Origin of the sequence: Enterobacter sp. 22452 (assembly GCF_052045065.1) — a bacterium.
Classification (GTDB): domain Bacteria; phylum Pseudomonadota; class Gammaproteobacteria; order Enterobacterales; family Enterobacteriaceae; genus Enterobacter; species Enterobacter mori.
The window spans coordinates 238,356-258,409 of record NZ_JBQEOB010000005.1 but is presented as its reverse complement, the minus strand read 5'-3'; the positions used below and the strand labels follow the sequence as shown (position 1 = coordinate 258,409).

Sequence of the window (20,054 nt, the reverse complement as noted above, 5' to 3'; positions counted from 1 at the left end):
CGCAACTCATGCAGACTTTTCTGCTTGCAGTGTTCACAAAAACGTCCAGGAGTACATTTTCAGCCTGCACTCTACACGATACGTTCAAACCCTGCTGACAAATCCGCAATTAAATCGTCCACATTTTCTAAACCAATATGCAATCGAATCAGCGTGCCGCTGAAGTCCACTTCGCCGCCGGGGCGCAGGGCCGCAATTTGTTCCGGCTGGTTAGGCAGGATCAGAGATTCAAAGCCGCCCCAGGAGTAGGCCATGCTGAAGAGGGTAAAATTATCCAGATAGCTTGCCAGCTCGTCGTTGTTCAGCCGCTTTTTCAGCACGAAGGAGAACAGGCCGCTGCTGCCCGTAAAGTCACGTTGCCAGAATTCGTGACCTTTACTGCCCGGCAGCGCAGGGTGATTCACGCGCTCCACCTGCGGATGCTGCGCCAGCCACTCGGCAACTCTCAGGCTGCTTTCATGGTGCTGACGCAGACGAACCCCCAGCGTGCGGATGCCCCGGCTGGTCATGTAGGCCGTGTCTGCGTCCACCATTTGCCCCATCAGATAGGCGTTTTCACGCAGCTGATCCCAGCAGCGCGCGTTGGACACCGCCGTGCCAATCATGCCGTCCGAGTGTCCAATCAGGTATTTGGTCGCCGCCTGAATCGAGATATCAATATCGAATTCCAGCGCCTTAAACAGCACGCCTGCCGCCCAGGTGTTGTCGATCATGATAATCGCATCCGGCGCTTTGCTGCGCACGGCCTTCACGATGGCAGGCACGTCGTGCACTTCCATGGTGATTGAGCCGGGAGATTCCAGGAACACAATGCGCGTGTTTGGCTGAATAAGTTCGGCAATGCCTTCCCCGATCAGCGGATCAAACCAGCCGGTGGTCACCCCGAGCTTGCTGAGGATTTTGGTGCAGAAATCCTGGCTTGGCTCGTAGGCGGTGTTGGTCATCAGGATATGATCGCCCTGTTCCACAAACGCCAGAATGGTGTTGGCAACCGCCGCCGCGCCGCAGGGGAACAGTGCACAGCCCACGCCGCCTTCCAGCTCGCACATGGCTTCCTGCAGAGAAAAATGGGTTAGCGTGCCGCGACGACCATAAAACAGCCCGCCTTTCGCGCGGTTGCGCGTGGCGATTTTTTTCTCCTCAACCGTATTAAACACCAGCGAGGAAGCGCGTTGAATCACGCTGTTTACCGATCCCTGGGTGTATTTTTTGCTGCGTCCTGCCTGCACCAGCGTGGTATCAAGATGCTTCTTTGTCATGTTCGCTAACCCTGTTTTTTTATACGTCTGGACGTCCAGACTACCACGATTGTAAAAATGTGCACCCGGATGCTTATCGAATAAGCAGAAAATATTATGAAAAATACGCATTAGAAATTTTTACTGCGTAAGCGCAAGGAATGTGAGCGAAAATTACGGCACTATGTAAATACTAATGAGAACTACTATCAATTCGACGACGTTTTGATATTATTACGCTCAGATTTTGTGATTTGCGTCCTGGAGATACAGAGTGGGTAATAATTTGATGCAGACGGATCTCTCCGTTTGGGGCATGTATCAACATGCTGACATCGTGGTTAAGATTGTGATGATCGGCCTGATTCTGGCGTCCGTTGTCACCTGGGCTATTTTCTTCAGCAAGAGCGCCGAGCTGCTTTCTCAGAAGCGCCGCCTTAAGCGCGAACAGCAGCAGCTGGCCGAAGCCCGCTCTCTGGATCAGGCTTCTGATATGACCTCATCCTTCCATGCGAAAAGCCTGACCAGCATGTTAGTTAATGAAGCACAGAACGAGCTGGAACTCTCCGCAGGCAGTGAAGATAACGAAGGCATTAAAGAACGTACTGGCTTCCGTCTGGAACGCCGCGTAGCTGCCGTCGGTCGTCATATGGGCCGCGGTAATGGTTACCTGGCGACCATCGGGGCGATTTCTCCGTTCGTCGGCCTGTTCGGTACCGTCTGGGGCATCATGAACAGCTTTATCGGCATCGCCCAGACTCAAACGACTAACCTGGCGGTGGTTGCACCAGGCATCGCAGAAGCACTGCTGGCAACGGCCATTGGTCTGGTTGCCGCGATCCCTGCGGTCGTAATCTATAACATCTTCGCGCGTATGATTGGCAGCTACAAAGCCACGCTCGGTGACGTTGCTGCACAGGTTCTGCTGCTGCAAAGCCGTGACCTGGACCTCAACGCCAGCTCCGTTAAACCGGTGCATGCGGCCTCTAAACTGCGCGTAGGTTGATCGTATGGCAATGCGTCTAAACGAAAATCTGGACGATAACGGTGAAATGCATGAGATCAACGTGACGCCGTTTATCGACGTCATGCTGGTTCTGCTGATTATCTTTATGGTGGCTGCACCCCTGGCGACGGTCGACGTGAAGGTGAATCTCCCGGCCTCATCCAGCCAGCCGCAGCCGCGCCCGGAAAAGCCTATCTATCTGTCGGTGAAAGCAGATAAATCCATGTTCCTGGGTAACGACCCGGTCACGGATGCGTCAGTCATTCCGGCGTTGGATCAGCTTACCGGCGGCAAGAAAGACACCACCGTCTTCTTCCGTGCAGATAAGACCGTCGACTATGAAACCATGATGAGGGTGATGGACACGCTGCATCAGGCGGGGTACCTGAAGATTGGTCTGGTCGGCGAAGAGAAAGCGGCCGCGAAGTGATAAGGAAGCTGGCGAAAGCCAGCTTTTGTCATTGTGTGTGAGGGAGCACGGTCAATCTAACGAGTAATAGCGTATATGGTTTCCTCTCAACGTGTTCCGGTCGCGTTGAGGTTGATAACGGGCATGATAGCCACATTACCGGCGTAAAAGAGATCTGAATTAGTAAACGAATAAATACGTCCGGTAATGGTTGCGTTGACGTGCGAACCGTACCCAGTGATTCTGGCGCTGCCGGTATCAGCAACCATAAACGGTGTCCTCTTTTTCAGATGGTTAAGCGGGTTTACCTGATGCTTAGCGTCAAGATAATAGCGGTACACGTCTGAAACCGTCGCTCCTCCGCCCTTGTACTTAGTGATGTATAAATACATATCAGATGTAATTTGTTGTTCTGAATAAAGTTCATCATCTGGCGGCTGGCTGGCGTAATACTGAAATACCACAAAAACGAGTAGTGCGACAGTCAGCGCGCGATGCAACCATTTAATAACCGTGCTGCCTGGCATAATCAATTCCTTGTTTAATCCAAAACTGGTCGTGCGGGTCATCCACATAAGGTAGTTCACCGTACCATGCTCCCCACTGTGGGTTTGATGTTCCAGCCCTGCTTTGCGCGAAACCTGCGCCCATATAAAGCATTTTTTCTGGTATACCCGCTGCAAACCCGGTAGCACCATAATTAAAATTACCAAAATTAGCCAGGTCACGGCGCTGTTGTTTGTAATCCCACGGACCATGATTTCTGACCTGTTGATAAAACCAGTAATAGGTTTGCGGTAGCGCCATATTACGTCCCACGCTATGCGTGCTGGCTTCGCGCATGTTGTCTAAAACAATGCTCGTTCCTCTGGTCGGCATGAGAGGCAGTACAGCCATAATTGCATCCTTGCAGTTTGATTTTTGGGGATATTTACCCATGATCAATCCTTGAACATTGATACACATCATTTAAGTCGGTGATTTTTTCTGCGCGCAATCGTATTACAACAAGCGCGCAGGAGTTGTGATTTTCTGCGAACAGGAAGAGGAAAAGAGTATTTAGCTTTTAGTTTCGGGGGGGCGGGTTGCCAGCGCGTCTTCATCAAGCGCGACGTGGGTGACGTTTGAGGTGCGATAATCCCCCTCAGACAGTTTACGGGTCAGGCGCAGCGTCGCGGTCTCTCTCGCCAGCAGATACTGATAATTAGCCTCCAGACGTCCCAGAAGCTTCTCTTTCAGCTCCGGGCGCTGCTCGATGATGGCATTCATCACTGCACCGTAGATCTCTTCTTTCACCTGTAACGGGTATATTTCGCGGCGGTTCTGCCATTTCAGGCGCACGAGCGTGGCCGGGATCGATACCAGATCCTGGGTAATACGCGTCATCTCTTCATTTTTACTCTTTTTTAATGCTTCGAGATTTTGCTTTAAGATAAATTCATCGCTTTTTTTATCATCTAAAGTCAAATAGACATTATTATCATTAACTGGTTTCACGTTAATCTTCCCCGAAGTCATAAAAAATCGGGGCGTTTTTTTCTCGAGTAATTAAATTAAGCCAAATTTCATTACCCATTTCGTTTATTTCTTTGGTCTTTTCAGCCATTATTTGACTGAGCTGCTGGGCATCTATTTCACCTTCGGCTTGCAGGTCATTCAGCAGGTGCGCCAAGGCTTCAATTTTCACAGCGCGAAATAAACGGTCTTTAATATGGCGGTCGTGCTCTTCCAGCACCATATTACGGGATTTGCCCGTTCGGGAAACACCAATTAATATGTCAGACTCGAAATCGGAGAGCTTTCTTTTTCCCTGAGTAAAATTAGCCTCTTTTTCTTCTTTCGTCGGTTGCTGTTCCACAGGCGTAATGTGGTACTTAGCCGGGACAAGACTGTCGGGCAGCATTTTTTAATTTCCTTTAATTTCAACAGGGTGGGGTTGGTAAAGGCGTGAGATTCGTTGACAATAACATGAGGCAATTTTAAAATCAAAAAAAATGGAGCCTACCCATGAACAGCATTTTCTTTACGGTCATCACATTACTATTACTGACCGCTGGTGTGCTTTTATTGATGCAAGAGTTCAATAAAACGAAAGTGTCGAAAGACGCCAGTGAACCGCCGCAACCTGAGTTGATGACAAAAGAGGAAGGAGAAGATCATTTCTCTGTATTGATGAACTCGGTGACACCGGTTTGGTACTGGCGGGTAAACCATGAATATATCGACTTTTTACACGCGACAATTAAGCGGATGAAAATGTCAGAAATTAATGACACGCCGGGGTTGTTTGAAGCGCAGCGTCGCTGCAGCGACCTGAATTCCGCGGTCTATAAATATTATGACAATATCAAAAAGCGCTGTCTTAATGGCGAGAAAGTCTCGTATTCCGACCTGGACGTATTAAACCTTCGTCAGTGTTTTCGCGAGTTCAGTCTGGAAGCCTACCCGGAGCTGGTGGTATTGGTCTGGCCGGAGTACGCGCGTCCGGAGGTTAACCCGGAAGAGGTGTAGGCGTGGTGTTGGTTAGTTGTTGCAAACAGTGAGCGTCGTTGAGATATACTGCCCGCTGGTTTCGATTGCAGACAGGACTCTATGGAACGCTTTTTTGAAAACGCAATGTACGCCTCTCGCTGGCTACTGGCACCCGTCTATTTTGGCCTTTCCCTGGCACTGGTCGCGCTGAGCATAAAGTTCTTCCAGGAAATTTTTCACGTCTTGCCAGACATCTTTTCCATCGCCGAAGCGGACCTGATTCTGGTGCTGCTGTCGCTGGTAGATATGACGCTGGTGGGCGGACTGCTGGTGATGGTGATGTTCTCTGGCTATGAGAACTTCGTTTCCCAGCTTGATATCGCTGAGCATAAAGAGAAGCTCAACTGGCTGGGCAAAATGGATGCCTCGTCGCTGAAGAACAAAGTGGCCGCGTCGATTGTGGCGATCTCCTCTATTCATCTGTTACGCGTGTTTATGGACGCGAAGAACGTCCCGGATAACAAACTGATGTGGTATGTGATCATCCACCTGACGTTTGTGCTGTCTGCGTTTGTGATGGGGTATCTGGATAAGATCAGTAAGAAATAATTTCCCCCTCACCCTAACCCTCTCCCACAGGGAGAGGGGATAGTCAGCTCCCTCTCCCTGTGGGAGAGGGCCGGGGTGAGGGCATCATACCGCACTATTTATCCGACGACGCCTGCCACAGATTCAACTCCCCATCCGCCACATGCTGGTCAATCCGCTGGAGTTCGTCTTCCGTAAAGCGCAGGTTATCCAGCGCCTGAACGTTCTCCTCCAGCTGTTCCGGACGGCTCGCACCAATCAGCACCGACGTCACGCGTTCATCTTTCAGCAGCCAGCTCAACGCCATCTGCGCCATGGTTTGCCCACGCGCATGCGCCATTTCATTCAGCAGGCGCAGGCTGTTCAGGTTGGCTTCGGTCAGCATTTTTTCCGTCAGGCCGCGCACCTTTTTGCCTTCGCGCTGCATGCGTGAACCTTCAGGAATTCCGTTCAGGTATTTCCCGGTCAGCAGACCCTGCGCCAGCGGGGTGAAGGCGATACAGCCCGTCCCGTTTGCTTCAAGTGCATCCAGCAAACCGGTCTTGTCGACCCAGCGGTTGAGCAAGTTGTAAGACGGCTGGTGGATCAGCAGCGGGATTTTCCACTCGCGCAGCAGCTCGGCCATTTTCTGCGTGCGCTCGGTTGAGTAGGAGGATATGCCCACATACAGCGCTTTGCCGCTCTGTACGGCGTGCGCCAGCGCTGAGGCCGTCTCTTCCATTGGCGTGTTTTCATCCACGCGGTGGGAATAGAAAATATCCACATACTCCACGCCCATACGCTTCAGGCTTTGGTCGAGACTGGCGAGCAGATATTTACGTGAACCGCCGGAACCATACGGCCCCGGCCACATGTCGTAGCCCGCTTTGGTGGAGATAATCAGCTCGTCGCGATACGCGGCAAAATCTTCGCGCAGGAGGCGGCCAAAATTCTCCTCGGCGCTGCCCGCCGGTGGCCCGTAGTTATTGGCGAGATCAAAATGGGTGATGCCGAGGTCGAAAGCTTTACGCAACAGCGCCCGCTGGGCATCCAGCGGCTGGACGTGACCGAAGCTATGCCACAGTCCCAGTGACAGCGCGGGCAGACGCAGGCCGCTTTTCCCGCAGTAGCGGTACTGCATATTCTCATAGCGGCCGGTGTAAGGGTGCCAGGACATGATGTCTCCTTTCTTATCGATGAATTTTCGAAACAGCGTTTTCATTCTGAACTTATCACATCACCCATTACATCACTAAGCGTGGGCATAATGGTTAACGGCAGCTGTGTGACCTGTGAAGCCACACTAATTAAAAATAATCACAAAAGGTTATAATTTCCGCGCTCCCTGCCGATAACGAGAGTAGTACTCGCCTCTGGGCGAACTCACCCTCTCGGCAAGGAAGATTTATGAATATGCTCCGTAATTTCACGATCCGCTTCGTCATGCTGACGATTCTGGGGATCTTTTGTTTAATGTGGGCGGGGGTTGGGCTATACAGCACCTGGTCACTGTCTCGCGTTTCCGATGGTAACGAAGTGGATCGGCAGCTGGTCAAACAGATGACGGTGCTCAGTCAGGGCAACGATCAGTATTTCCGATTCGTCACTCGTTTGAGCCGCGCAATGGAGGTCAAAGCCGCAGGCGGCACTCCGGACCTGGCCTCTGCCCAACAGGCGCTGGATAACATGAGTAAGAAGCTGGGCGAAATGAAGGCCATCTCCCCCGGCCCGATGGACGAACAGGTTTCTGCACAGGTCATTAGCAGCTGGCAGGCCCTGCTCGATAAGGGCGTAACCCCGCAGATGCAGCAGGCTAAGCAGTCGCTGGACGGCTATCGCCAGCAGGCCAACAACGTCACGCCACCGCTGAGCCGCGCGTTCGGTGCCGCGGCGGAGAACTTTAACAACGCCGCCGCGAAGTCGCTCGACAGCACCCGCGTGGTGGTGGACGGCCTGACCAGCATGACCCGCACGGTGATTATTGTCGCCACGATTATTGGCCTGCTGATCCTGCTTTTCACCGACCGTTACCTGGTGGCGATGCTGGTGAAACCGCTGGCTCGTATTCGCCAGCAGTTCCGCCAGATTGCCCAGGGCGATCTCAGCCAGCCGATCGAGCCGTTTGGCCGCAACTGCGTGGGACAGCTGGTTCCCTTACTGAGCGCCATGCAGGACAGCCTGCGTGAAGCGGTCAGCACCATCCGCTCCGGCAGCGAAAATATCTGGCGCGGCGCGACGGAGATCTCCAGCGGGAACAACGATCTCTCGTCCCGTACGGAAGAGCAGGCCGCCGCGCTGGAAGAGACCGCCGCGAGTATGGAGCAGCTTACGGCGACGGTAAAACTGAACGCCGAAAGCGCACGTCAGGCCAGCGAGCTGGCGGACGTGGCTTCGACGACCGCCAGCCGTGGCGGTTCGCTGGTAGAAGACGTGGTCACCACCATGAGCGGTATTTCTGACAGTTCGAAGAAGATCGCGGAAATTACCACCGTGATTAACAGCATTGCGTTCCAGACCAATATCCTGGCGCTCAACGCAGCCGTTGAGGCAGCGCGCGCAGGGGAACAGGGGCGTGGCTTCGCCGTGGTTGCGGGTGAAGTGCGTAATCTGGCCAGCCGCAGCGCCAATGCGGCAAAAGAGATTGAAGGGCTGATTGCCGATTCCGTTTCCCGCGTCGAGCAGGGCGCACGGCTGGTGAACGACACCGGCACGACCATGGAGGCCATTCTGCGCGACGTGACGGAGGTGACGACCATCATGAAGCAAATTGCGTCTGCGTCAGAAGAGCAAAGTAAGGGCATTTCTCAGGTGGGCATCGCTATCACCCAGATGGATGGCGTCACCCAACAGAACGCCTCGCTGGTTGAAGAGGTTTCCGCGGCGGCCGCCGCGCTGGAACGCCAGACTGAAGAGCTTCAGCGCTCGGTGCAAAAATTCCGTCTCACCGCATAACCTTATCGGGTCAGGTCGCCTGTCGCGGCCTGGCCCCTTATCGCCCTGAAAGACGATCCCGCTGAATCATCTGCGTCACCTGTGACAGCTGGCCTATCCTCACTTCACTCGACCGCTGGAATTTGCTTTTATCAATCAGCAGCAGCGACTGGCCTGCGCGGCTTAACAGCAGTGATTTAAAGACCGCGTTATGCTCCACCGGATCCCACAGCGTGCCCTGCTCATCAACGCCTTCGCAGGAGAAGATAAACAGGTCAATCTCCAGCCCTTTAAGCTGCGTAAGCAACGCCGGATTGACGTAGCAGCGGTACTTGCGATCAAGCGTGCCGCCGGAGCAGATAAGCGTGATCCGCTCGCGTTTTGCCATCTCATGACAGATCGGCAGACTATTGGTAAAGACGGTGAGTTCGATATCCGGGAGCTGGCGCGCCAGGTGAAAACAGGTTGAACTGGCATCGAGGGCGATGGTCATCCCTTCGCTGATCCAGTCCAGCGCGTGACGGGCGATATCGACTTTATCGGCGTAGTGGCTTTTTAAGCGCGCGCCAAACGGCTCTCCGCTGTCGCGGCTGTTCGGATGGATAAGCCGCGCGCGGCCGTGCTGGCGCAGGATCTTACCCTGCTGCTGAAGGGCATTCAGATCGCGACGGATCGTCTCCTTGCTGACGGCGAGCGTTTCTGCCAGCGCGTCAGTAGTTAGCCAGTCGCAGCCGCTCAGGAGGTCGATAATGTGCTGCTGTCGGTTAAGTTTCATGTGGCAGTACGGTGAGCGCCTGTTTAACGGCCTCAAGCAGGCGTGCTTCCGGGACACCGTCCCGCGCCTGAATTGAAAGACCGTGCAAAAAGACAGCGAAATAGTCTCCCAGGCTGTCAGCATTTACCGATGCTGAAAGTTCACCTTGCTGCACGGCCTGCCGAAGTCGGTCAATGATCTGCTGCGTACGCTGCTGGCGATGCTGCGCCAGCCAGGTTTTGATATCGTCATTTCCGGCACTGACGCTCGCTGCTGAAGAGACGACCATACACCCTTGCGGCAGATCCTGTTGGCAATACAGGTGCACGGCATCCATAAGGAGCTTTTGCAGCGTCTCCCGCACGCTACCTCTGGTCGCTAAGGCGCGATCCGCGAAACCGCCTTCCTGACTTTCGTAATCAGCAATCGCTTCCCGAAAGAGTTGCTCTTTTGAGCCGAACGCTTTGTAAATACGTGCCGAAGCGATGCCCAGTTCCGCCACCAAATCTGACATTGAGGTCCCTTCGTAACCTTGTCGCCAGAACAAATTGCGCGCTTTTATGAGCGCCTGGTCACGATCGAACTGACGCGGTCTGCCTGCCATTTTGTTGCTCCGGTTTGTCTTATCTTCACTGAAAACAGGATCGCCTAAATCGTTGCGATCGCCAACGACTTTATCTTTTCGCTTGCGGTGAATGCGTTTTGCTCCTATTGTTTGTCAATCGACAAACAATAGGGGTTTACGATGAAAACCCTGAAAGGTCCAAGCCTCCATCTCGCTCAATTCAGTGATAGCGAGGCCCCGTTCAACAGCTTACCCGCCATAGCCCAGTGGGCAGCGGAAACCGGATTCAAGGCACTACAAATACCGGCATGGGATCGTCGTCTTTTCGATGTAGCCACTGCGGCGGAAAGCCAGACTTACTGCGATGACATTGTCGGTATGCTGGCCGAACAGGGGCTGGTTGTAAGCGAGCTGACCAGCCATATCTTTGGCCAACTGATGGCGGTGCATCCGGCTTACGACAGCTTATGCGACAGTTTCGCGCCGCCGGAGATACACGGCAATCCGCAAGCGCGCGGTGAATGGGCACGGCAACAGCTGCTGATGGCGGTCAAAGCCTCTGCCCGGCTTGGCCTCAGCGAATTAGGCACGTTTTCCGGCTCACTGGCGTGGCCTTATCTTTTCCCGTTCCCGCAGCGTCCGGAGGGGTTAATCGAAACCGCATTTGACGAGTTGGCCAAACGCTGGCTTCCGGTGCTTAACGCCTGTGATGAGCAGGGCATAAATCTCTGTTTCGAAATTCACCCGAGCGAAGATCTGCACGACGGGGTGACGTTTGAAATGTTTCATCAGCGCGTGGGGGAGCATCCTCGTTGCCGGATACTCTTTGATCCCAGCCATATGGTGCTACAGCAGCTGAATTACCTGGAATTTATTGATATTTATAAGGATGTCATCAACATGTTCCATGTTAAGGACGCAGAATTTAATCCCACCGGGCGTCAGGGAATTTATGGCGGCTATCAGTCATGGATCGATCGCGCGGGGCGCTTTCGTTCATTAGGTGACGGTCAGGTTGATTTCAACGCGATCTTCTCGAAATTTGCACAATATGATTATGCCGGCTGGGCAACCCTGGAATGGGAGTGCTGCCTGAAAAACCCGCTCGACGGCGCACGTGAAGGCGCTACGTTTATCCGCGACCATATCATCCATATCACCGATAAAGTCTTCGATGATTTCGCGGGTGCGCCTGTCAATTCTCAACAAATCAACGCGTTACTTGGTATTCGATAAGCCGCCATCTTACAGGACGTCAAAATGAAACAAGAAAATAACGAGATCCTGCACAAGGATCTCGACGCCAAACACATCTATATGAAAGTGAGCGGGCAGCGCATCCACTGCGTTGTGGCGGGAAAAGGCAAGCCAGTGCTGCTGATACCCGGCTGGCCTCAGACCTGGTTTACCTGGCGCTATGTTATGCGCGCACTGGCAAAGGCAGGTTTCCAGGCGATAGCGATTGATCCGCCGGGCATTGGCGATTCAGATAAGCCGCTCGCTGGCTATGACACCGGCAGCATCGGTGCCATCCTGCACGCGACAATGGCGCAGCTCGGGCATGCACGTTACAGCCTTGTCGGCCACGATATCGGCATGTGGGTTGGATACGCCATGGCGAGTGATTTTCCGCAAGCGGTTGAACGGGTTGTGCTGACAGAGGCGGTTATCCCCGGTCTGGCACCCCCTCCGGCGATTTTTGTCGCACCGGAAGAGAATATTTTCCTTTGGCACTTCATGTTCAATCAACTGGCTGATTTACCCGAAACCCTCACCAGTGGCCGTGAAGCGCACTATCTCAGCTATATTTTCGACCGCTGGTCTCATCGCCGTGGACGGGTGGCATCAGACGTGTATATCGCCGCCTATTCAACGCCTGGCCGACTGCGTGCAGGCTTCGACTATTATCGCGCTATTCCGGAAACCATCCGGCAGAACCAGCGACGTGCGCAAACGCCTTTAACCATGCCGGTGCTAACGGTGGGGGCCGAACATGCGACGCGCGATGCGCCGCTGATAACCCTACAGGGCAATGCCCTTGATTTGCGTGGAGAGACGGTGGCCGACTGCGGGCATTTTATTACCGAAGAGTGCCATGAGGCTTTTAGCGGAATAATTGTGCCGTTCCTGTCAGAGGATACAAACTATGCCGCTTGATCCGGGGATTGCCAACTTTCTGAAAAATTTATCGGGAGCGCCACTACCGAGCTCACTGGCTGAAATGCGAGCGGCGATAGAGGTGGAATTGCCTGGGCTACAGGGAGAGGTGGCATTAAACGACGACATCAAAAATTATGTCGTCAATGCTGATGATGGTCATGGCATCGCCCTCCGGGTCTATACGCCCGTCGGCTTAAAGACTGAAACCGCACGGCCCGCGATGCTATTTGCCCATGGCGGAGGGTGGTGTCTGGGATCGCTTTCGCTATACGATCGTCCCTGTCAGACACTCGCGAATGCCACCGACAGGATAATATTGTCAGTAGATTATCGACTGGCACCCGAGCACCCGTTCCCGCGGCCATTAGACGATGTTTATCAGGCGCTATGTTGGGTCTACGAACAGGCAGCGTATCTAGGCATTGATACCCACCGTCTGGCGGTGGCTGGCGATAGCGCTGGAGGAAATCTTGCCGCAGCAACAGCGCTACTGGCACGCGATCGTGGCGGTCCTGAAATTGAGCATCAACTGCTGTTTTATCCGGCATTAAGTCGCGATATGGCAACGGAGAGCTATCGGGAATTTGCTGAAGGATATTATCTGACACGTGATGCGATGGCGTTTTGCTGGGAAAATTATCTGGGGGAACGACGCAATGACTACGCCGAACCTTTGCACGCCGATTCCCTGCGCGGTTTACCACCGGCAACTATTCTCAGCTGCGAATATGACCCGCTGCGTGATGAGGCCGAACAGTATGCGCAGCGGCTTCAGGAGGCTGGCGTAACGGTGCGCTGCGTGCGATTACAGGGCATGATCCACGCCTGTCTTCATATGTCAGGGCTAACGCCAGCCATACAGCAGCTTTTCGAACTGGCTCGCGGTTAAGAGGACTCATAACGAAAAACCCAGTATCAACTGGGTTTTTATGGGAAATCGTTTGCCACACCACACCGTTTATCAGTGCGTGGCTTCACCAATCAACGCGCCTGAACCGGCGCCAACCGCTGCGCCTTTCAGTACGCTATTTCCGGTCACGGCGGCAGCACCCGCGCCAACGGCAGCGCCTACAACACCGCCCTTGCGTGCCGCTTTGCCTTTTTCACCGTTTTTAAACATGGCACCCGTACCCGCACCAACGACCGCGCCGCCTACTGTGGATTTCAGGTCTTTGCCCGTGGCTGCGCCAATTGCGGCGCCGGCAACGGCCCCAGCGGCAGTTTTGTCCATCGCCATACCCGAGGTAGAAATAATGAGGGTGCTGATAACCAGCGCTGTTTTGATGAATTTCATAACAGATCCTTTGTAATAGCCGTTGGTTGATACTTCGCTTCTCACAGCCAGGCGTGAGAAAAGAGGGCGAATAGTGCCAGTAATACCGGCTCAACCTTTAAGCTAATCATGCCCTCGGCAAGGATCGTTGTTACCGGGCGGTGGCCCGCCCGGCAGAGCGTCAGGCCTGACGCTTATCTTCCGTATTCGTCTCGAAGTCGCTCGCCGCGTGGCGTTCGTGGAGCTGCTCGTTCAGCTCGCCGCTGGTGCGGTTAACGATACGTCCGCGCTTAACGGCATGGCGATTCGCCACGTCTTTCGCCCAGCGCTGCACGTGAGTGTACTTCTCTGCATCCAGGAATTCGGCGGCGTTATAAACGCTACCCAGCGCCACGCAGCCGAACCATGGCCAGATGGCGATATCCGCGATGGTGTACTCCTCACCCGCCACGTAGCGACCGCGCGCCAGCTGTTTATCCAGCACGTCGAACAGGCGCTTGGCTTCCATGGTGAAGCGGTCAATCGCGTACTCAATCTTCACCGGTGCGTAGTTATAGAAGTGACCGAAGCCGCCGCCGAGGAACGGCGCCGCGCCCTGGAGCCAGAACAGCCAGTTCAGCGTCTCGGTGCGTCCCGCCGGATCTTTCGGCAGGAAGTGACCGAATTTCTCTGCCAGGTAAAGCAGGATATTGCCGGATTCAAAGACGCGCGTTGGCGGGTTTGTAGAGTGGTCACGCAGCGCCGGGATTTTCGAGTTCGGGTTCACGTCGACAAACCCGCTGGAGAACTGATCGCCCTCGCCGATGCGGATCAACCACGCGTCGTACTCCGCACCCGTCACGCCCAGCGCCAGCAGCTCTTCGAGCATGATCGTCACTTTCTGGCCGTTCGGTGTTCCCAGCGAGTAGAGCTGCAGCGGGTGAGAGCCTACGGGCAAATCCTTCTCATGCGTTGCGCCGGAAATTGGACGGTTGATGTTGGCGAACGCGCCGCCGCCGTTCTTATTCCATTCCCATACTTTTGGTGGCTGATACGTGTTGTCTGACATGTTGGCCTGCCTTTTGAGTGATGTGTTGAGGCAGTGTAGCAGGAGATTTGTGAAGCGTTTAACGAACTGAGCGCAATCAATTAACCGCTATTCCTTCTGCTGCTTATATATATCAAATCCGGCATAAGCTTAATCGAAAATCGCATTTTCATAATTAATGCGTAAACCGCTAAAGCTGAATATGATGCTTCAACATAAATAAAAGATGCAGTAATAAACACTTTATAAGGCAAGGAGTTAGTGAGATGCGCAAGCTTCTGTTATCGGCAGTGGTCGTTTCGCTCGCGTTAGGCCTGGCGGGCTGTGATGATGCGAAAAATAAAGAGACAAATACGTCCCCGGCGGCAAAAAGCGACGCGCCAAAAGCGGGCGGTTCGCTCATTATCGGTATTACCTCCGGCGACCCGTTAGCCGTTAATCCGCTCTATGCCAGCGACCGCACAACGTTAACGATCATGCAGGCGCTTTATGCCCCGCTGTACAGCTTTAATAACGGCAACATTGAGTGGGGCCTGGCGGAAAGCCTGACGCCTTCTGCCGACAACCTGAGCTACACCCTGACGCTAAAACCCAACCTCAAATGGCAGGACGGACAGCCGCTGACGGCGGACGACGTGGTCTTCACCTTCAATAAGCTGCTGGATGCCAAACAGCACAGCTTCTTCCGCAGCATGTTTACCTACGGCGGCAAGCCTGTTGAAGTGAGCAAGGTTGATGAGCGCACCGTTAAGTTCACCTTACCGCAGGTCAGCGCGGCCTTTACCGGCACCCTGGTGCAGATCTACCCGATCCCGCAGCACGTGTTCGCCGGTGAAGGCGATCTGGAAAAGAGCACCAAAAACGATGCGCCGGTCGGTTCCGGGCCGTTCAAATTTAAAGAGTATCGCGCCGGGCAGTATTACGCCCTGACGCGCTTCGACGATTACTGGAACGGCAAACCGAAGCTCGATTCCGTCACCTACCGTTTCGCCAAAGACAGCAACGCCGCCAACCTGGCGCTGCAAAACGGTGAAATCAACCTCAAGATGGTTGACCCGCAGGACGTGAACCGCCTGAAAAATACCGGTAAGTTCGACTTCGTGGTCTATCCGGAGGGCCGCCTGGCCTATATGACGTTCAACCAGAACGTGGCGGTGATGAAGAGCAAAGCGCTGCGTCAGGCCATCGCGTACGCCATCAACAAAGACGAGCTAACTCAGACCGCGTTTACCTCGCTGGACTACGCTAAACCGGCAACCTCGTTCCTGACGCCAGATACGCTTTACAAGACGGATGACGTTGAACAGTACAAATTCGATCTGCAAAAAGCCAAAGACCTGCTGAAGACGTCCGGCGCGCCGGACAACCTCAAGCTGCGCCTGGCGTATGTGAACACCAACAAAACCCAGGAGAGCATGGCGCTCTACATTCAGCAGGCACTGAAGGGAATTGGGGTGAACGTGGAGCTGATGCCGCTGGACTCCAACGCCATGTCTCAGCGCAGTCTTGATATGAACAACACCGCGTGGGAGCTGAACCTGGGCGGCTACATCATGGGATCAGAGCCGGACGGTTACAAATCGCTGTTCATGAGCAATGAAGCCTATAACTACGCGCACTACAAAAATCCGCAGTTTGATGTCCTGTGGGATAAAGGTGCCGTGGAAACCGACGCCGCGAAACGTGCCGATATCTACAAGCAAATTCAGCAGACCGTGGCGAACGAGATGACCTACTACCCGATCGCCTACACCAATGCGACCGTCGCCGTGGATAAACGCTTCGGCGGTACGAAGGAAGCGGAGCCGAAGCCGGTTTATCTGTTCCAGGATCTGTCAAAAATTTATCAAAAATAGGCTGTTGCCCCGGTCGTAAGATCGGGGCCTTTTAAGGGCACGTCGTGAACACACTCCTCACGCGTCGGCTGCTGCAGCTGCTGCCGATGCTTTTCTTTATTTCGCTGGTGGCGTTTTTGCTGGTCAAGCTCGCGCCCGGCGACCCCGTGGCCGCGTACATCACGCCGCGCATGGCGCCGGAAGATATTGAGCGTATTCGCCAGAGCCTGGGGCTGGATAAGCCGCTGGTCACGCAGTACATCCTGTGGCTGAAAAACGTCCTGCAGGGCGATCTCGGCTATTCGTTGATTTACCACCGCCCGGTGCTGGAGATGATCGGCGAACGCATTCCGGCCACGCTGGGGCTGATGGGGGCGTCGCTGCTGATGGCTATCGTGCTGGCGATCCCGCTGGGGCTGCTGGCGGGGGCATTTAAGCACCGCTGGCTGGATCACCTGCTGAACCTGTTTGCCTATATCGGCATCTCGGTACCGATTTTCTGGTTCGGCATTTTGCTCATCACCGTTTTTGCCGTGCAGCTTAACTGGTTCCCCAGCATGGGGATGCGCACCATCGGCATGGAGGACAACGGGCTGGATCTGCTGCGCCACGGCGTGCTGCCGTGTATTGCCCTCACGTTCTACAACCTCTCCAGCTACGTGCGCTACATCCGCTCCAACACCATCTCGCAGCTCTCCGCCGATTACGTGCAGACCCAGCTTGCCTACGGCGCCACGCGTTCCAGTATTCTATTCCGCCACGTGCTGAAAAACGTCTTGCTGCCGGTGATTACCCTGTTCGGTCTGTCGTTCGGTGAGTTGATTGTGGGTGCTTATGTGACCGAGAGCGTCTTCTCCTGGCCGGGGATGGGGCTGCTCGGGATCCAGTCGATCGCCTCGCTGGACTACCCGCTGATCATGGCGATCATCATGCTCTCGTCGATGATGCTGATCGTCGGTAACCTGATCGCCGACGTGCTTTATCGCTTCGCCGATCCCCGCATTCGTACTCTGAGGTAACCGGATGAGCAGACGCTGGCAGCAGGTTCGTCACCAGCTGCGCCGCAACCGTCCGGCGCAGTTCTCCCTGTTTGTGCTTTTTATTTTCGTTGTCGCCGCGCTCTGTGCGGGGTTAAGTCCGTACGATCCGGATCGGATGGCGCTCGGCGCGCGCACGTTGCCGCCGGATGCCGCGCACTGGTTTGGCACCGACGAATACGGGCGCGACTACTTTACCCGCGCGCTGTACGGCGGCCAGATCTCCCTGATGGTCGGTTTTCTTGCCATGCTCTTTTCCACGCTTATCGGCACGGTGGTAGGAACGGTGAGCGGCTATTTTGGCGGCTGGCTGGATAACCTGATGATGCGCGCCGTGGATATCCTGATGGCCATTCCGGCCTTCTTCCTGCTGCTGGTGGTGAATGCTTACCTCAAGCCGGGCGTGGATAACATCATTCTGATTATCAGCCTGCTGACGTGGATGAACATGTCGCGTCTGGTGCGTGCTGAAACCCTATCGGTGAAAGAGCGCGAGTACGTGCTTTATGCCCGCGCGTCGGGAGCGCATCCGCTGCGTATTATCGTGCGCCACATCATTCCCGGCGTGCTGCCGACCATTATCGTGGCGGCCACGCTGAATATCGCCTCGGCCATTCTGATGGAGTCAACGCTCAGCTTCTTAGGGCTGGGCGTGCAGGCACCGGCGGCATCATGGGGAAGCATGCTTAACAACGCCCAGTCTTATATTGGCGAAGCGTCCTGGCTGGCGATGTTCCCCGGCATTTTGATCCTGCTGACGGTGTTCAGCTTTAACGTGCTGGGCGATGTGTTCCGTACCGCCTTTGAGCCAGGAGCGAATCGCGATGAGTAACTTATTAGCGCTTGAGAACCTGCAAACCACGTTCCGCACCCGCGAGGGCGAGGTTCACGCGGTGCGTGGCGTGAGCTTTCAGGTTCAGCCGGGGGAACTCGTCGGTATCGTCGGCGAGTCGGGCTGCGGGAAAAGCGTCACCTGTAAGTCGATTATCCAGCTTCTGGGGAGCAACGGACGGATAACCGGCGGCAGCATTCGCTTCCAGAATGAGGACCTGGCGCAGAAAACCCCCGCGCAGATGCGTGCCATTCGTGGCAACGAGATCGCGATGATTTTTCAGGATCCGATGACCGCCCTGAACCCGGTGCTCACTATCGGCAAGCAGATGTCTGAGATCCTGGTGCGAAACAAAAAGCTGTCGAAAAAAGCGGCCAAAGCGGCAGCAATAGCCATGCTGGATCAGGTGGGCATTGCCGAAGCGGAACGCCGATACAATCAGTATCCGCACGAGTTCAGCGGCGGAATGCGCCAGCGCGTGATGATCGCTATTGCGCTCTCCTGCAATCCGAAGCTTCTTATTGCCGACGAGCCGACCACCGCGCTGGACGTGACCATTCAGGCGCAGATCCTGCGCCTGCTGAAAAGCCTGCAGCAGCAGACCCGGACCGCGATTTTACTGATCACCCACGATCTCGGCGTCGTGGCGCAGGTCTGCAGCCGTGTGGTGGTGATGTACGGCGGGCTGGTGATGGAGGAGGGGAGCGTGGAGGACATTTTTTATCGCCCCGCGCATCCCTACACCCAGGGGCTGCTGGCCTCGCTGCCGCGCCCGGATGAGGTTAACCAACGTCTATCGCCGATTGAAGGTTCACCGCCTGGCCTGCTTAACCCGCCGCCGGGCTGCCCGTTCGCGGAACGCTGCCCGAAGCGCATGCCCCAGTGTGAACGGCAACCCGCATTTTACACCGCCGCAGAGGGCCATCGCGCTGCCTGCTGGCTATGGGCCGATAAGGAGATTCAGGCATGAGTGAACAACAGGCGCCATTAGTGAGCGTGCGCGATCTGCGCAAGCACTATCCGCTCAACGGCGGTTTGCTGCGTAAAGGCGTGGCCGTGAAGGCGGTTGATGGCGTGAGCTTTGATATCCAGCCCGGCGAGACGTTTGGCCTGGTGGGGGAGTCCGGCTGCGGAAAATCCACCCTCGGGCGCGCCATACTGCGCCTTTTCGATATTACCTCTGGTGAGATCCACTTTGCCGGACAGGCAATCGCCCACGCCCGCGAAAGAGAGCTCAAGCCGCTGCGCAAGCGGATGCAGGCGATTTTTCAGGATCCTTACTCCTCGCTCAACCCCGGTATGACGGTGCGACAGCTGGTGGCCGAACCGATGCAGATCCACGGCTACAGCCGCGAAGAACAGCGAGAGCGTACGGAAACGCTGCTCAACAAAGTGGGGCTGAAGCACGAACACCTTGAACGGTTCCCGCATGAGTTCAGCGGCGGGCAGCGTCAGCGCATCAGTATTGCCCGCGCGTTGTCCGTGCATCCTGAATTTGTGCTGTGCGATGAGCCGCTCTCGGCGCTGGACGTATCGGTGCAGGCGCAGGTGGTGAATATTTTGCAGGATCTGCAGCAGGAGCTGGGGCTAACCTATCTGTTTATCGCCCACGATCTCTCCATGGTGCGCCATATCTCCAGCCGCATTGGGGTGATGTATCTCGGCAAACTGGTAGAGGTGGCCCCGGCGAATGAACTGTATCGGCGTCCGGCACACCCTTACACCCGCGCGCTGCTGGCGGCGGTTCCCCAGCCCGATCCGCGTATCCGCAATCTCGAAGACGCCACCCTGCGCGGCGACATTCCAGGCCCCACGTCCGCGCTGCCGGGCTGTAAGTTCTGCAGCCGCTGCCCGCACGCCATGCCGGTTTGCCAGACGCAGGAGCCTGTCATGCAGGAGATTGCGCCAGGACATTTCGCGGCATGCTGGTTGTTTAAGATTTGAGCAT

23 protein-coding genes are annotated in these 20,054 nt (G+C 55.1%); 13 read left to right on the top strand and 10 right to left on the bottom strand.

The genetic code is table 11. The features are described from left to right. Positions 1-71: 71 nt before the first annotated feature. On the bottom strand, positions 72-1,259 hold the full coding sequence (gene metC, locus ACTJJA_RS16320; RefSeq protein WP_440668675.1) for a cystathionine beta-lyase: 1,188 nt from the start codon (positions 1,257-1,259) through the stop codon (positions 72-74). Between the two features lie 253 nt (positions 1,260-1,512). On the opposite strand from metC, the gene exbB reads away from it, so the two are divergent. Further along, a complete protein-coding gene (gene exbB, locus ACTJJA_RS16315) occupies positions 1,513-2,244 on the top strand; it encodes a tol-pal system-associated acyl-CoA thioesterase (RefSeq protein ID WP_100166417.1) in 732 nt (243 codons plus the stop codon). A gap of 4 nt (positions 2,245-2,248) precedes the next feature. Continuing rightward, a complete protein-coding gene (gene exbD / locus ACTJJA_RS16310; RefSeq protein ID WP_010435590.1) occupies positions 2,249-2,674 on the top strand; it encodes a TonB system transport protein ExbD in 426 nt (141 codons plus the stop codon). 86 nt (positions 2,675-2,760) lie between these two features. Here exbD and ACTJJA_RS16305 read toward each other — a convergent pair whose 3' ends face one another. The 4 genes from ACTJJA_RS16305 to ACTJJA_RS16290 form a co-directional block, all read right to left on the bottom strand. Continuing rightward, the gene (locus tag ACTJJA_RS16305; protein WP_028014415.1) at positions 2,761-3,180 is read right to left on the bottom strand and encodes a hypothetical protein; all 420 of its coding nucleotides are present in this window, start codon (positions 3,178-3,180) and stop codon (positions 2,761-2,763) included. After that, positions 3,158-3,592: a polymorphic toxin type 44 domain-containing protein gene (locus ACTJJA_RS16300; RefSeq protein WP_440668674.1), complete on the bottom strand. Its 435-nt coding sequence runs from the start codon at positions 3,590-3,592 to the stop codon at positions 3,158-3,160. The genes ACTJJA_RS16305 and ACTJJA_RS16300 overlap by 23 nt, the downstream gene beginning before the upstream one ends. A 120-nt stretch (positions 3,593-3,712) precedes the next feature. Beyond that, entirely contained in the window at positions 3,713-4,171 is a 459-nt protein-coding gene (locus ACTJJA_RS16295) for a cytoplasmic protein (RefSeq protein ID WP_440668673.1), read from the bottom strand. Continuing rightward, positions 4,152-4,556 carry a hypothetical protein gene (locus tag ACTJJA_RS16290; RefSeq protein ID WP_348553269.1) on the bottom strand — a complete coding sequence of 135 codons (405 nt, stop codon included), beginning with the start codon at positions 4,554-4,556 and terminating at the stop codon, positions 4,152-4,154. Before ACTJJA_RS16290 ends, ACTJJA_RS16295 begins: the two co-directional genes overlap by 20 nt. A gap of 104 nt (positions 4,557-4,660) precedes the next feature. Here ACTJJA_RS16290 and ACTJJA_RS16285 point away from each other — a divergent pair, with 104 nt between their 5' ends. Continuing rightward, the gene (locus tag ACTJJA_RS16285; RefSeq protein WP_042717810.1) at positions 4,661-5,164 is read left to right on the top strand and encodes an ESA_00282 family adhesion-associated protein; all 504 of its coding nucleotides are present in this window, start codon (positions 4,661-4,663) and stop codon (positions 5,162-5,164) included. 81 nt (positions 5,165-5,245) lie between these two features. Then, positions 5,246-5,734 carry a TIGR00645 family protein gene (locus ACTJJA_RS16280; protein WP_010435582.1) on the top strand — a complete coding sequence of 163 codons (489 nt, stop codon included), beginning with the start codon at positions 5,246-5,248 and terminating at the stop codon, positions 5,732-5,734. A 94-nt stretch (positions 5,735-5,828) separates the two neighbouring features. On the opposite strand, the gene ACTJJA_RS16275 is transcribed toward ACTJJA_RS16280, so the two are convergent. Beyond that, entirely contained in the window at positions 5,829-6,869 is a 1,041-nt protein-coding gene (locus ACTJJA_RS16275; RefSeq protein WP_440668672.1) for an aldo/keto reductase, read from the bottom strand. Between the two features lie 230 nt (positions 6,870-7,099). On the opposite strand from ACTJJA_RS16275, the gene ACTJJA_RS16270 reads away from it, so the two are divergent. Then, a complete protein-coding gene (locus ACTJJA_RS16270; protein ID WP_440668671.1) occupies positions 7,100-8,644 on the top strand; it encodes a methyl-accepting chemotaxis protein in 1,545 nt (514 codons plus the stop codon). 37 nt (positions 8,645-8,681) lie between these two features. Here ACTJJA_RS16270 and fucR read toward each other — a convergent pair whose 3' ends face one another. Then, a complete protein-coding gene (gene fucR / locus ACTJJA_RS16265; protein WP_440668670.1) occupies positions 8,682-9,398 on the bottom strand; it encodes an L-fucose operon activator in 717 nt (238 codons plus the stop codon). Continuing rightward, a complete protein-coding gene (locus tag ACTJJA_RS16260; protein ID WP_440668669.1) occupies positions 9,388-9,981 on the bottom strand; it encodes a TetR/AcrR family transcriptional regulator in 594 nt (197 codons plus the stop codon). The genes fucR and ACTJJA_RS16260 overlap by 11 nt, the downstream gene beginning before the upstream one ends. A 141-nt stretch (positions 9,982-10,122) precedes the next feature. Here ACTJJA_RS16260 and ACTJJA_RS16255 point away from each other — a divergent pair, with 141 nt between their 5' ends. Genes ACTJJA_RS16255 through ACTJJA_RS16245 form a run of 3 tightly spaced genes read left to right on the top strand, consistent with a single transcriptional unit; the run spans position 10,123 to position 12,991 of the window. Beyond that, complete coding sequence (locus ACTJJA_RS16255; RefSeq protein ID WP_440668668.1) at positions 10,123-11,178, top strand: sugar phosphate isomerase/epimerase family protein; 1,056 nt, start codon at positions 10,123-10,125, stop codon at positions 11,176-11,178. A 24-nt stretch (positions 11,179-11,202) separates the two neighbouring features. Next, positions 11,203-12,099, top strand: coding sequence for an alpha/beta fold hydrolase (locus ACTJJA_RS16250; protein ID WP_440668667.1), 897 nt, complete (start codon positions 11,203-11,205; stop codon positions 12,097-12,099). Then, on the top strand, positions 12,089-12,991 hold the full coding sequence (locus ACTJJA_RS16245; RefSeq protein WP_440668666.1) for an alpha/beta hydrolase: 903 nt from the start codon (positions 12,089-12,091) through the stop codon (positions 12,989-12,991). Before ACTJJA_RS16250 ends, ACTJJA_RS16245 begins: the two co-directional genes overlap by 11 nt. A 72-nt stretch (positions 12,992-13,063) precedes the next feature. Here the strand turns inward: ACTJJA_RS16245 and ACTJJA_RS16240 are convergent, their stop codons facing one another. Beyond that, positions 13,064-13,396 carry a glycine zipper domain-containing protein gene (locus ACTJJA_RS16240; RefSeq protein ID WP_238458853.1) on the bottom strand — a complete coding sequence of 111 codons (333 nt, stop codon included), beginning with the start codon at positions 13,394-13,396 and terminating at the stop codon, positions 13,064-13,066. A gap of 160 nt (positions 13,397-13,556) precedes the next feature. Continuing rightward, positions 13,557-14,423, bottom strand: a complete 867-nt coding sequence (yghU, locus tag ACTJJA_RS16235; protein WP_010435563.1) for a glutathione-dependent disulfide-bond oxidoreductase — start codon at positions 14,421-14,423, stop codon at positions 13,557-13,559. 245 nt (positions 14,424-14,668) lie between these two features. Here yghU and ACTJJA_RS16230 point away from each other — a divergent pair, with 245 nt between their 5' ends. Genes ACTJJA_RS16230 through ACTJJA_RS16210 form a run of 5 tightly spaced genes read left to right on the top strand, consistent with a single transcriptional unit; the run spans position 14,669 to position 20,050 of the window. Then, positions 14,669-16,258 carry an ABC transporter substrate-binding protein gene (locus ACTJJA_RS16230; protein ID WP_440668665.1) on the top strand — a complete coding sequence of 530 codons (1,590 nt, stop codon included), beginning with the start codon at positions 14,669-14,671 and terminating at the stop codon, positions 16,256-16,258. A 44-nt stretch (positions 16,259-16,302) separates the two neighbouring features. Further along, complete coding sequence (locus ACTJJA_RS16225; RefSeq protein WP_039262994.1) at positions 16,303-17,256, top strand: ABC transporter permease; 954 nt, start codon at positions 16,303-16,305, stop codon at positions 17,254-17,256. A gap of 4 nt (positions 17,257-17,260) precedes the next feature. After that, positions 17,261-18,106, top strand: a complete 846-nt coding sequence (locus ACTJJA_RS16220; protein ID WP_028014404.1) for an ABC transporter permease — start codon at positions 17,261-17,263, stop codon at positions 18,104-18,106. Further along, positions 18,099-19,076 carry an ABC transporter ATP-binding protein gene (locus ACTJJA_RS16215; RefSeq protein WP_440668664.1) on the top strand — a complete coding sequence of 326 codons (978 nt, stop codon included), beginning with the start codon at positions 18,099-18,101 and terminating at the stop codon, positions 19,074-19,076. The genes ACTJJA_RS16220 and ACTJJA_RS16215 overlap by 8 nt, the downstream gene beginning before the upstream one ends. Further along, on the top strand, positions 19,073-20,050 hold the full coding sequence (locus ACTJJA_RS16210) for an ABC transporter ATP-binding protein (protein ID WP_440668663.1): 978 nt from the start codon (positions 19,073-19,075) through the stop codon (positions 20,048-20,050). The genes ACTJJA_RS16215 and ACTJJA_RS16210 overlap by 4 nt, the downstream gene beginning before the upstream one ends. Positions 20,051-20,054 lie beyond the last annotated feature (4 nt).